This window comes from Hymenobacter sp. HDW8 (assembly GCF_011305775.1).
Taxonomy (GTDB): domain Bacteria; phylum Bacteroidota; class Bacteroidia; order Cytophagales; family Hymenobacteraceae; genus Hymenobacter; species Hymenobacter radiodurans.
The window spans coordinates 433,169-445,238 of the sequence record NZ_CP049907.1 but is presented as its reverse complement, the minus strand read 5'-3'; the positions used below and the strand labels follow the sequence as shown (position 1 = coordinate 445,238).

Below are 12,070 nucleotides of genomic sequence, written 5' to 3'. Positions count from 1 at the left end.
ATTAACTATCCGGAAAGAAAAATGTCTATGGATTCTGATCATGGCTGACAAAAAAGCCCCCCGGAAATATCTGGGGGGCTTTTTGGCTGTATAAACGTGGCCTTGGACGCTCGGGCTCACTTCTCAATTTCCTCTACCCGCAGCCCCTTGATTTCCCGGCGCAGCAGCACCACGTTGCGGGCGTACACGATAATGCCTGGCACGTTGCCCAGAATCAGGACGTAATCAATGGGGCGGCGCAGCACGGCGTAAGCCAGAATAAGCGCCGAGCCAATGAGGCTGACGAGCCAGAAACCCAGCGGCAGCACCGATTCACCCTTGCGTTCGGAATACAGCCACTGATACACGAAGCGCAGCAGAAAAATGGTTTGTCCCACCGCGCCCAGCGCCAACACGCCACCCGGAATGCGGTTAGCGAGCATGGTTTGCAGGCTAAAATAAGCAGTGCCGGACACAAACCAGGCAATAGCTGCTAAGGGAAACGCATATGCCCCCACCCGAAACGCGCCGTGGAGCTTACCCCACTCGCCCAGCAGCTGCAAGTTGCGGATATAGATGGCGTAGCTGATAAGCTGGGCTGCCAGAATAATCGGGTCGTGGCGGAGCATGCCGTAGAGAATCATCAGAAACGACGACACCAGGCTGATTTGCCAGAATAGCACCGGCACCAGCACGCGTTTGGCCCGCTCGCTCTGAATCCATTGCAGAATAATACGGCTCGAAAACAGCAGTTGGGCAATTAGCCCCACCCCGTACGCGACGATTTCGGTCTTCATGCCTTGGGGCTAGCCTTCGAGGGTGCGCCCGGCTGGGGCCTGCTGCTGGCGCTGCTCCTCCCCAATGGCGTAGTTCAGCCAGCGGCTCCTGATCCAGCGGAAGCCGAAGGTATCGACTAGGGGCTTCCAGGCGCGATTCCAGAGGTTGTATTTGGCCGTGCCGGCGAAGCGCGGAAAGTGGCGCACGGGCAGCTGCTTCACCTTGCCTCCCTGCAATTGCACCAGCGCCCCCAGAAAGCGGTGCATACCGTGGAAGAGCGGCACCCGGCGGGCAAACTCGATTTTGATGATTTTGAGTGGGCAGCCCGTATCCTGAATGCCGTCGTTGATGAGGGTGCGCCGCACGGTATTGGCTACCTTCGAGGACAGTTTTTTGACCAACGTGTCCTGGCGCTTGGCTCGGATGCCATTTACCATGTCGTACTCGGGTAGAAACTCAAAGAAGGTCAGAAAGTCGAGCGGCGTGGTTTGAATGTCGCTGTCGATGTAGCCGATGAGCGTCGTGCGGCAGTGGTCGATGCCGGCTTTGATGGCCGTGCTCAGGCCGCGGTTTTGGGCCAGACTAATGAACTCGTATGGAGTACCTGCGCGGCAGATATCGCGCAGCAGGGCCAGGGAACCATCCGTGGAGCCGTCGTTGACAAATAAGACGGTGGTCGCGACAGGCGTTTGGGCCAGAAATTTATCCATCTCCACCACAAATTGCGGCAGGCTTTCTTCCTCGTTATACACGGGAACTAGCACTGTAAGCGACTGGGTGGCGAGGTAAGCGGAGGGGGCAGCAGACATAGAAAAGCAGATAAGCGGGGCGCAAGGTAAAAAGGATTTAGCGCCAGCGGCTTGTCAGTAAGGATAAGGAGCGTGAAAAAGCCCCCCAAAGTGCTTCTAACATAGAGACCGTCATGCAGAGCGCAGCGAAGCATCTCGCTCGGGGTCGTTGCAGTAGTAACTCAACGTTCAACACGCGAGATGCTTCGCTGCGCTCCGCATGACCGCCTTATAATGGAGACCGACTTATCATTAAATGTAAAGCCTTACTCCCGCCGTACTCCCGCCGAGATCGTGCTGTGCCGCTCGCGTAGTACAGCTACTACATCGTCCAGCGTGAGGCCCGAAGCGGCCAGCAGCACCAGCAGATGGTAGAGCAAGTCGGCGGCTTCGCCTTTCAAGCCTTCAAAATTGCCCCCCACGGCGTCAATTACCGTTTCTACGGCTTCCTCGCCTACTTTCTGGGCGATTTTGGGCATGCCTTTGCGAAACAGCGAGGCTGTGTACGACTTAGGGTCTTCCTCGGGGAAGTCGCGGCGGCGCTGCACCAGGCGCTCCAGCTCGGCCAGGAACCCGACCGGGGCGGCGGGAAGGGCCGTTTGGTCGGGTTGCTCGAAGCAGCTGGTGGTGCCGCGGTGGCAAGTGGGCCCGTCGGGGCGGGCGCGGATGAGGACCGCGTCGCCGTCGCAGTCGGGGTGCAGACTTACTACGGTGAGGAAGTTGCCGGAGGTTTCGCCCTTGGTCCAGAGGCGGTTTTTGGAGCGCGAGAAAAAGGTCACGCGGCCCTCCTGTTGGGTTTTGGCTAGCGCCTCCTGGTTCACGTAGCCCAGCATCAGCACCTGGCCCGTCTGGTCGTCCTGCACCACGGCGGGAATTAACCCATCGGGCATTTTAGCGAAATCGAATGTCATATCTGATTTATAGTCGCACCGGAATCCCATCCTGGCGCAAGTGTTCTTTCAATTCGCGAATGCCGATTTCGCCGAAGTGAAAAATGCTGGCCGCCAGGCCCGCGTCGGCATGGGCAGTTTGAAATACTTCCGTGAAGTGCTGCTTGCTGCCCGCGCCGCCCGACGCCACCACCGGCACAGATACGGCCCGGCTCACGGCGCCGGTAATGTCCAGCGCAAAGCCATCCTTGGTGCCGTCGTTACTCATGCTGGTGAGCAGAATTTCGCCGGCGCCACGTTCAGCGGCTTCCCGGCACCACTGCACGGCGTCGCGGCCGGTGTTGTGGGTGCCGGCGCGGGTGTAGATCTGCCAGCCTTCGGGCTCGTGAAAACGGGCGTCGGCGGCTACCACGATGCACTGGGAACCAAAGCGGCGGGCTAGCTCGTCGATCAATTCAGGGCGGTGCAGGGCGGCGGAGTTGATGCTGACTTTATCGGCCCCGTTCATGAGTAAAGCTTCTACGTCGGCCACGGTGCCGATACCGCCGCCTACGGTAAAGGGAATATCCAGCTCGCGGGCCACGTCGCGCACCAGCGCTACCAGGGTGGCGCGCTTCTGGTTGGTAGCAGTAATATCAAGGAACACCAGCTCATCGGCGCCCTCACGGGCGTAGCGGGAAGCCAGGGCCACCGGGTCGCCGGCGTCGCGCAGGCCCTCGAAACGCACGCCTTTCACGGTGCGGCCGTCTTTCACGTCGAGGCAGGGAATAATTCGTTTGGTAAGCATTGGGGGGCTTTTTTTGTAAAGAAAAAACTACAGCAAAGCCTGTAGTTGCTCTAGCGTGATGGTACCTTCGTACAACGCTTTGCCGATTATGGCGCCGTGCATCCCAATACTGGCCAGCGCCTCCACGTCCTGCATGGTGGTTACGCCGCCGCTGGCCACGAGCTGGGCCTGCGGATATTGCTGGCGTAGCTCCTGGTACATAGGCAGCGAGGGGCCTTGCAGCTTGCCATCCTTGCTCACATCGGTGCAGATAAAGGTGGTGGCGCCGGCCTCTAGGTATTCACCGATAAACGCGCTCAGCGTCCACTCCGACTGGTCGGCCCAGGCGTTGATGGCAATGTGATTATGGCGGAAATCAGCCCCCACAATAATTTTATCGGCCCCGAAGGTGGTCAGCCAGCGCTGCACCACGCCGGGCTCGCGGACGGCAATGCTGCCGGCCGTAATCTGCGCCGCGCCCGCATCGAAGGCCTGCCGGACTGATTGTTCGCTTTGCAGCCCACCACCGAAGTCGACGTGCAGCTGGGTTTGGCGCGCAATTTTCTCCAGCACCGGCAGATTAACCGGATGCCGCGCCCGCGCCCCATCCAGATCCACCAGGTGCAGCCGGCGCACGCCCTGCTGCTCGAAGCGCTGCGCCACGGCCAGCGGATCGGCGTCGTAGGTGGTTTGCTGAGCGAAGTCGCCTTCGGTAAGGCGGACGCACTGCCCATTAATGAGGTCGATGGCGGGGATAATATGCATAAGCGATGGGGTATAAGTAAGCGCCGGGTTCATATGTCTGCGTCATTCGGGTCGCACAACTGCGGCTAGCTAGGCCAGCAGTTCGACCTGAGGCTTACTTGAAGGTTAGAGTTGCAGGAAGTTTTCCAGAATACGCGTGCCAACCGGACCGCTTTTTTCGGTGTGAAACTGGACCGCGTAGAAGTTCTTGTGCTGCACGGCCGCACTAAAAGGCGTGGGATACTCTGCCTCGGCTATAGTATAGTCACCAACTGGCGCGTAGTAGCTATGCACGAAGTATACGTAGTCCTCCGCGCCCAGGCCGGCAAAGAGCGGGGACTGGAGTCGCTGCAATGTGTTCCAGCCCATGTGCGGGACTTTATACTCGGGCAGCGTGGGAAAGCGCTTGACCTCGAAGGGTAATATACCAAGTAAGGTAGCGTCGTTCTCCTCGCTATGCGTTCCAAGCAATTGCATACCCAGACATACCCCCAAAAATGGTTGGGTCAGACTAGGCAGTAATTTATCCAGTCCTTGTGCTCGAAGCTCACGCATGGCAGAGGCTGCTTCACCCTCGCCGGGGAATATAATCTTATCGGCCCGCTGGATGACTTCGGGGTCAGCGGTAAGGGTTGGGTGGCATCCTAAGCGCTCTAACGCAAACAACACCGACTGCACATTACCACCTTTGTAATCAATGACTGCTATTTCCATTTGAGTATTTTCAAACGATACCCATTTGTTTACACATTTGGTTTACCGCACAATATGTTGTAGCCCGTTAACCAGACATTTATTTAATTCTTGCTAACAGAGCACTTTATTAACCCAACTACGCATTGAAAGGCATTACCCATTTGTTTAAACAAATGGGTAATGCTACAGAACACCTTTAGTACTTGGGATTTCCATTTTAGAGGCATCACGAACCAGAGCCATCTTCATTGCTTTAGCAACAGCCTTAAATATGGATTCGATTTTATGGTGTTCGTTGTCGCCAGCGCACTGAATATTGAGGTTACAGCGGGCTCCATCGGAGAAGCTTTTGAAGAAGTGAAAGAACATTTCGGTGGGCATATCCCCTACTCTCTCGCGTTTAAACTCGGCGTCCCAGACCAGCCATGGACGACCCGAAAAGTCTATAGCGGCTTGGGCTAACGCGTCGTCCATGGGTAGTAAAAAACCGTAACGGGCGAGGCCGCGCTTGTCGCCGAGTGCTTGGGCGAAGGCTTCACCGAGGGCTAGCGCCGTGTCTTCAATGGTGTGGTGCTCGTCGATGTGCAAGTCGCCTTGTACTTCGATTTTCATATCGACGCCCGAGTGCTTGCTGAGCTGGTCCAGCATGTGGTCAAAAAATCCGAGGCCGGTGTGCATACTGGGTCGCCCCTGCCCATCGAGGTTTAGCTCAACGCGAATTTTGGTTTCGTTCGTGTCGCGCTGCACGAGGGCAGTGCGAGCGGGCAGTCGGAGGAAGCGATAGATTTCATCCCAGCTCAGTGTGGTAAGGGCGGCGCGCTCGTCGGCTTGCTCGCGAAGCAGGATTGATTGACAACCCAGATTTTGGGCCAGCTCTACATCCGTGAGACGGTCGCCGATGACGAAAGAGTTGGCGAGGTCGTAGCCGCTATCCGGGCCCAGGTATTGGCTGAGCATACCGATACCGGGTTTGCGGGTGGGAAGATTTTCGTGGGGAAAGCTGCGGTCGATGTGTTCGCGGGCAAACTCCACTCCTTCTCCCCGCAAAATATCGAGCATGAGATTATGGGCGGGCCAAAATGTCTCCTCGGGAAAACTGGCGGTGCCGAGGCCATCCTGGTTGCTGACCAGCACCAGCTTGTAGTCCAGTTCGCGGGCAATGCGAGCAAGATTGCTGATAGAGCCGGGCAGAAACTGAAACTTCTCTAAGGAGTCAATCTGAAAATCCGTGGGTGGCTCGATGAGGATGGTGCCATCGCGGTCAATGAAGAGTACTTTGTTCATAAAATGTAAGGTGCCGCTGATCTTATGGATGGAATCGGCGGTGATGTTGTGAGTAAAAGTAACTCAGTGATTACTTGCTTATGGTTAACAGGGAGTTAATGAACTGATCGTACGCATCACCCAAAGGCAGTTCCTGCATAATTGCGAGGCGACGGCGTGTGGTTTCTATATTCTGCTGATCTAATCGATTGAATCCCGTTTTAACGTACTCTTCCCAATAGAGTCCTACGCCTCGTTTTTGCCAGGACGGCAAGGTATTATAGTTGATTCCATGCTCGAACAGCAAATCGTGTTTGGCAGCTGTAGATAACCCTTTAACTTGACTAGTCGCTTCTGAAACAGTACGCCCACGCTTACGCAGCAACCAATAACAATGTGCGTTAAGCGAGTTTCGGCTAGCATCTTCCTGACGCCACCGAAAATAGTCCAGCACATTTTGCTGGTGAGGCAATTGAGAAATACGGCAGTCAAACACACCTACAGATCCTAGTAGCAACGAAAACTTTGCTGATGCTTCACCGGCAAGCACTGAGGTATACTTGCGCAGTTTTCGACCAAATGAATCCTCGTTAGGATGCAATAGCAGAGAAATTTCGTCGCTCTGCGTGTAACCATACAACATCCGAAAACCACACTCCAGCAAATGCTGGGTAGTTGCAATCATATAGTCGCGCATTCGCTCATCGAATGGCGCCTCAAATGGATACACTTCTTTGGTCAGGCGGGTAAAGCCGCGCCCGTCAAGACGCGCTACCAGATAAAGCCCCGGCAGAGCACAATGGTCATGGGCAGTTTCATAAACACGTAAGCGTGCATCCAGATCATTAAATTTCATCTTGCCATTCGCTTATTTCAAATTTGTAATCTCCTAAAGTGCGCACGTAGTACAGCTGGTCGAAGCCTTCGGCACGGGCTGGAATTTCAAGTCGGCTTCGGGTACCACGAATTCCCCGTTCGGGTATTTGGCGTTCCGTAGGACGCAGTAGATTGCGGATAACTGCATCGGTTGCTTTTGATTCGAAAAAGTATCCGACTATTTCGAAGTTCGCTGCCCGGGCAGGCGCTATATAAACGGCTCGTTCTGATTGCGTAGGATTTGTGTTATCAATTACACATTGCATCTGAGTCTGCAAGCATACCTGCAACAAACGCTGCTCACGGTGGCGCGTGCGCAATAAGTCCATGCTGATGCGTACGTGCGAATGAAAAAACTGCTGTTGGTAAAAGGTGGATTTACCAGTGGCTTGAATGCCGCAGAACAAAACGAGCTGCATAGTTAGGGTTAGCTGTTTGCAAACTCCTGCAGCGCCGTCAGTAGCTGCTCGTTTTCGGCGGGCGTGCCTACGGTGAGGCGGAGCGTGCCGGCGCAACCGGGCTGCGTGGTACGGTTGCGCACGACAATGCCGCGCGCCAATAAATAGTCGTACACAGCAGTGGCATCGGGCCGGAAGCGCACCAGCAGGAAATTAGCATCAGAAGGAAATACCTCGTCTACAATTTCTACTGACGGCAAACGCTCGGCCAGCCACTGACGGCCCACCAGCAAGTCGTTGCGCAAATTGTCAAAATGCCCCCAGCCGCCAACGCCGCCAGCGCATGTTGCTGCGTGGCTTCAGACACATTATAAGGAGGCTTGATTTTATTGAGAAAACCAATAATTTCCGGGGAGGCGAAGGCCATACCCAGGCGCAGACCGGCCAGGCCCCAGGCTTTGGAGAAGGTTTGCAGAATCACTAGGTTCGGAAACTCGGCCAGGCGCGTGGTCCAGCTGGGCGCGGAAGCAAAGTCAGCGTAGGCTTCATCCACCACGACTAAGCCGCGGAAGCCACGCAAAATTTCTTCAATAGCAGAACCGTGCAGCAGATTGCCGGTCGGGTTGTTAGGCGAACAAACGAAAACCAGCTTGGCGTCGGAAGCAATGATACCGGCCACGATTTCATCGGAAAGTTGAAAATCGGCGGTCAGCGGCAGGCGCTGAATGGCCACATCATTCAGGTTGGCGGCCACCTCGTACATGCCGTAGGTGGGGGGCAAAATCAGGATGCTATCCTTACCCGGAACGCAGGTGAGGCGCACGAGCAGGTCGATGGCTTCGTCGGAGCCGTTGCCGAGGAAAATTTGCCCCCCTGATACGTTCTTGATTTTGGCAAGCTCCGCTTTCACGGCGCGCTGCTGCGGATCGGGGTAGCGGTTGAAGGTGGCGGGGCCGGCGCTGCCGAGGCTGTTTTCGTTGGCGTCGAGCATCACCTGCGCGTCGCCCTGAAACTCATCACGCGCCGAAGAGTAAGGTTTCATTGCCCGAATATTGGGGCGAACAAGGCTTTCTAAATCGAACATGTTCGTGTTTTACTCTAATAAATGATTATAGAAAGGCGGTCATGCAGAACGCAGTGAAGCATCTCGCGTACCGACGATGGCTTCGTAATCCTACTACCGCGAGCGAGATGCTTCACTGCGTTCTGCATGACGGTCTATTTTATTGTGAAGCCTCCAAGCTTTCTAACCGCAGCGTAACCGCGCGGGCGTGGGCGTGCAGTCCTTCGGCCTCGGCCATCGTCTCGACTATGGGGCCCACGTTGCGCAGGCCTTCGGTGGTGAGGCGCTGAAAGGTGATTTTTTTCAGGAAGGAATCGAGCGAAACGCCGCTGTAGTTGCGGGCATAGCCGTTGGTGGGCAGCGTATGATTGGTGCCTGAGGCATAGTCGCCGGCGGCTTCGGGCGTGAGATGACCTAGAAAAACCGAGCCGGCGCTGGTGACGCCCACGCTATATTGCTCGGCGCCCTCCACGGCCAGAATTAAGTGCTCGGGCGCGTATTGGTTGGAGAAATACAGCATTTCCTCGGGCGTACGCAGCAAAATGGCGCGGCTTTCCTGCAAGGCTAGAGCAGCCACTTCGCGCCGCGGCAGCGTAGCCAGCTGGCGTTCCACTTCCTCCGTAACGGCCGCCAATACAGTGTCAGAAGTGGTGAGCAGCAACACCTGGGAATCAGGTCCGTGCTCGGCCTGGCTAAGCAAATCGGCGGCGACGAAGGCTGGATTAGCGGACGAATCGGCGATAACCAGCACTTCCGATGGGCCGGCGGGCATATCAATGGCGACACCGTAGCGGGTCGCCAATTGCTTGGCGGCCGTGACGTAGCGGTTGCCGGGACCGAAGATTTTGTCCACGCCCGGCACGCTTTCAGTCCCCCCAGATAAAGCCGCGATAGCTTGCGCGCCACCCGCCTTGATAATTGTCGTGATTCCTAAAAGCTGGGCCGTGAAAAGAATGATGGGGTTCACGGAGCCATCCTGAGCGGGAGGCGTGCACAGCACAATTTCCGGGCATTCGGCCAAGCGGGCGGGCACGCCCAGCATCAGTAAGGTGCTGAACAGCGGTGCCGAACCGCCGGGAATATATAAGCCCACCCGCTGCACGGGCACTGCCCGACGCCAGCATTCAACGCCTGGCATGGTTTCAACGCGCTCTTCAACCGGACGCTGAAGGGTGTGAAACGTGACCAGATTGGCATGCGCTTGCCGAATAGCGGATTGGAGCGCAAACGGCACCTGTGCGGTCGACGCGGCCAATTCTTCGGGCCGGACGCGCAAATCGGTGAGCGTGGCCCCATCGAATCGAGCGCCATACTCGCGTAGAGCTTCGTCGCCGCGCTGGCGCACATCTTCGAAAATAAGGCGCACGCGTTCTTCCAGTTCGCGGGCCTCGCCAGCGGCGGCGCGCTGCTGCAAAGCCGGCCACTCGGCCATGTCAGGATAGCGGATGAGTTGCATGACGTTTGGCTGATTAGGAAATCATTTTTTCAATGGGCAGTACCAGAATGCCTTCGGCGCCAACGGCCTTGAGCTGGCCGGTGATGTGCCAGAAGTCGTCCTCATTAACCACTGATTGCACCGAAACCCACCCTTCTTCAGCCAAAGGTGTAACGGTCGGTGACTTAATGCCCGGCAACAGAGCAAAAACAGACTCTAGAGCACTCTGGGGGGCATTTAGAATAATGTACTTGTTGCGGCGCGCCCGACGCACGGCCTGCATGCGAAAGCGCAGCTGGTCCAAAATCTCCTGCTTTTCAGCCGACAGATGTTGGGTAGCAATCAGAACCGCTTCCGAGCGAAATACCGTTTCTACCTCGCGCAAACCATTACCGAGTAGCGTGGAGCCCGAGGAAACGATATCGCAGATGGCATCGGCGAGACCAATGCTGGGCGCAATTTCTACGGAACCGCTTATGGTGTGCAATTGAGCCTGCACGCCTTCGCCGGCCAGGTAGCGGCCCAGAATCGCGGGATACGACGTGGCAATGTTCAGCCCCTGCAAGTCGGCTACCGACTTGTAATTTGCCCCCCGAGGAATGGCCAACGACAGGCGGCACTTGCTGAAGCCCAAAGCTTCCACTTCCAACTCAGGGTGGCCAGCTTCCACCAACACATTTTGGCCTACGATGCCCAGATCGGCCACGCCGTCTTGAACATAGCCGGGAATGTCGTCGTCGCGCAAAAACAGGATTTCGAGGGGGAAGTTGGTGGCTTCGGTCTTGAGCTTGTAGGTGCTGCTGACGAAGGAAATACCGCACTCACGAATCAGATTGAGAGAATCTTCGCTGAGGCGGCCTGACTTCTGGATGGCCAGACGAATCATGGGGTCAAATAAAAATGGAGAATGGGAAAGCCGGATTGGACGCGGGGCCGAAATCGTACTTCTCTGAACAGAACCACGAAAGCCGGGAAATGGCTACAACGTGGTTGAAAATCGGGCAGAAAAGGTCAAAACGACCAGGGCCACCTTGAATGGGTGACCGGGTGGCCAACTGCGGCGCACCCCACGGGGACGATATGCTTGTATAATTCCTCTAGAAAGAGGAATGATGCCGGTGATGCGGCGCGCCTACGCCAGCAACGGCCCCTGATTGCAGGGCTGCCGTGGGGCTTAGGGAGGAAAACTGGCGCGAGGCGAAGGGCATAAAGGCAGATTGCGGAGCAAAAGTACACGCAGATACGAGGTTTGAAAACTTTTGGCCTAAAAACTTTCTGTCGAGCTGCTATTGCGTATATGGTAGGTGTGGCGAGTACTTTGGCACTATTGTTACGGAAAGAACAATAGATTCCTGCTTCTGCCCTATTCTTCCACCCTGTTGCCTTGCTTGTTATGTTGTCTTTGCTTCCTCGCTCGTTCTCCCGGCTGCTGGCTAGTGGTGCCTGCTGCCTATTGCTGGGGCTAGCCAGTGTGCCAGCCATGGCGCAGCAGCCAGCAGCTGACACCCCGCAACTGCCTTTGCCCCAAGCCAGTCCGCACGCATATGTATTGCAAACCATTGGCCTGACCGACGTATCGGTTGACTACCACGCGCCCGGCGTTCGGGGTCGGCAGATCTGGGGGCAACTGGTGCCGTGGGGGCAGGTGTGGAGGGCGGGCGCCAATGAAAATACCCTCATCACGTTCTCGGCGCCGGTAAAGGTAAATGGTGAGCCCGTGCCAGCTGGAAAGTACTCCTTCTATATAATACCCCAGGATAACCAAGACTGGCAATTGATTCTGAACCGCGTAACCACGCACTGGGGCAGCGAGAAATACGATGCCAAGGACGATTTGCTGCGGGTGCCGGCTTCCGCCGAAACTTCCCCCGCCTACGAGACGCTGGTGTACTGGTTTTCGGAAGTGAAGCCGACCACGGCCCGCCTCAACTTATCTTGGGAAAAGCGCACCGTGAGTATGACTATCGAAACGGACGTGCACGAGCAGGTTGTCAAGGGCATTCAGCAAACGCTGGCTAGCGCGCCCAGCAACTGGCAACTTTTGGCGCAGGCCGCCGACTATCTGGTGCAGAATAATCTGCAGGGGGAGTTGGCCCTGCGTTACATCAATGAGTCGATCCGGCTCAAGGATGTGTACACCAATAACTGGATAAAAGCTCGTTTGCTGGCTTCCAAGCAAGACTATACCACTGCCATTGTCTACGCCCGTAAGGCCATCAAACTCGGCGACAAGAGCGACGATACATTCAAATCACAACTGCCCAGTATGCGCGTGGCCCTCACCGATTGGCAAGCGAAGGCGTACTAAATAGCTCAGATGAAACGGACGCTGGGGGGCAAAATCGTGTGATTTTGCCCCCCAGCGTCCGTTTCATCTGAGCCAGTTGTTTGGCTT

General features: G+C 56.2%; 14 protein-coding genes. 1 reads left to right on the top strand and 13 read right to left on the bottom strand.

The genetic code is table 11. The annotated features are described in order from the left end of the window. Positions 1-116: 116 nt before the first annotated feature. The 13 genes from G7064_RS01930 to hisG all read right to left on the bottom strand — a co-directional run bounded on the left by G7064_RS01930 (position 117) and on the right by hisG (position 10,561). Complete coding sequence (locus tag G7064_RS01930; protein WP_133272866.1) at positions 117-776, bottom strand: lipid-A-disaccharide synthase N-terminal domain-containing protein; 660 nt, start codon at positions 774-776, stop codon at positions 117-119. 9 nt (positions 777-785) lie between these two features. Then, positions 786-1,565, bottom strand: coding sequence for a glycosyltransferase (locus tag G7064_RS01925; protein ID WP_166072218.1), 780 nt, complete (start codon positions 1,563-1,565; stop codon positions 786-788). Positions 1,566-1,810: 245 nt separating this feature from the next. Continuing rightward, positions 1,811-2,455 carry a bifunctional phosphoribosyl-AMP cyclohydrolase/phosphoribosyl-ATP diphosphatase HisIE gene (gene hisIE, locus G7064_RS01920; RefSeq protein WP_166072216.1) on the bottom strand — a complete coding sequence of 215 codons (645 nt, stop codon included), beginning with the start codon at positions 2,453-2,455 and terminating at the stop codon, positions 1,811-1,813. A 7-nt stretch (positions 2,456-2,462) separates the two neighbouring features. After that, the gene (hisF, locus tag G7064_RS01915) at positions 2,463-3,221 is read right to left on the bottom strand and encodes an imidazole glycerol phosphate synthase subunit HisF (protein WP_133272868.1); all 759 of its coding nucleotides are present in this window, start codon (positions 3,219-3,221) and stop codon (positions 2,463-2,465) included. A 27-nt stretch (positions 3,222-3,248) separates the two neighbouring features. Then, the gene (gene hisA / locus G7064_RS01910) at positions 3,249-3,965 is read right to left on the bottom strand and encodes a 1-(5-phosphoribosyl)-5-[(5-phosphoribosylamino)methylideneamino]imidazole-4-carboxamide isomerase (RefSeq protein ID WP_166072215.1); all 717 of its coding nucleotides are present in this window, start codon (positions 3,963-3,965) and stop codon (positions 3,249-3,251) included. Between the two features lie 105 nt (positions 3,966-4,070). Then, on the bottom strand, positions 4,071-4,658 hold the full coding sequence (gene hisH, locus G7064_RS01905) for an imidazole glycerol phosphate synthase subunit HisH (protein ID WP_166072214.1): 588 nt from the start codon (positions 4,656-4,658) through the stop codon (positions 4,071-4,073). Between the two features lie 165 nt (positions 4,659-4,823). Continuing rightward, positions 4,824-5,924, bottom strand: a complete 1,101-nt coding sequence (gene hisB / locus G7064_RS01900; protein ID WP_166072213.1) for a bifunctional histidinol-phosphatase/imidazoleglycerol-phosphate dehydratase HisB — start codon at positions 5,922-5,924, stop codon at positions 4,824-4,826. A 70-nt stretch (positions 5,925-5,994) separates the two neighbouring features. Next, positions 5,995-6,759 carry a tRNA(His) guanylyltransferase Thg1 family protein gene (locus G7064_RS01895; RefSeq protein ID WP_166072212.1) on the bottom strand — a complete coding sequence of 255 codons (765 nt, stop codon included), beginning with the start codon at positions 6,757-6,759 and terminating at the stop codon, positions 5,995-5,997. Continuing rightward, the gene (locus tag G7064_RS01890; protein WP_166072211.1) at positions 6,749-7,198 is read right to left on the bottom strand and encodes an AAA family ATPase; all 450 of its coding nucleotides are present in this window, start codon (positions 7,196-7,198) and stop codon (positions 6,749-6,751) included. Before G7064_RS01890 ends, G7064_RS01895 begins: the two co-directional genes overlap by 11 nt. 8 nt (positions 7,199-7,206) lie before the next feature. Beyond that, positions 7,207-7,482, bottom strand: a complete 276-nt coding sequence (locus G7064_RS22895) for an aminotransferase class I/II-fold pyridoxal phosphate-dependent enzyme (RefSeq protein WP_317172802.1) — start codon at positions 7,480-7,482, stop codon at positions 7,207-7,209. Beyond that, positions 7,425-8,219 carry an aminotransferase class I/II-fold pyridoxal phosphate-dependent enzyme gene (locus G7064_RS01885; protein ID WP_317172801.1) on the bottom strand — a complete coding sequence of 265 codons (795 nt, stop codon included), beginning with the start codon at positions 8,217-8,219 and terminating at the stop codon, positions 7,425-7,427. Before G7064_RS01885 ends, G7064_RS22895 begins: the two co-directional genes overlap by 58 nt. 181 nt (positions 8,220-8,400) lie before the next feature. After that, complete coding sequence (hisD, locus tag G7064_RS01880; protein ID WP_166072210.1) at positions 8,401-9,696, bottom strand: histidinol dehydrogenase; 1,296 nt, start codon at positions 9,694-9,696, stop codon at positions 8,401-8,403. Positions 9,697-9,709: 13 nt separating this feature from the next. Beyond that, a complete protein-coding gene (gene hisG, locus G7064_RS01875) occupies positions 9,710-10,561 on the bottom strand; it encodes an ATP phosphoribosyltransferase (protein ID WP_166072209.1) in 852 nt (283 codons plus the stop codon). A gap of 507 nt (positions 10,562-11,068) precedes the next feature. Here hisG and G7064_RS01870 point away from each other — a divergent pair. Further along, the gene (locus tag G7064_RS01870; protein WP_166072208.1) at positions 11,069-11,983 is read left to right on the top strand and encodes a DUF2911 domain-containing protein; all 915 of its coding nucleotides are present in this window, start codon (positions 11,069-11,071) and stop codon (positions 11,981-11,983) included. The last annotated feature ends 87 nt before the right edge of the window (positions 11,984-12,070 follow it).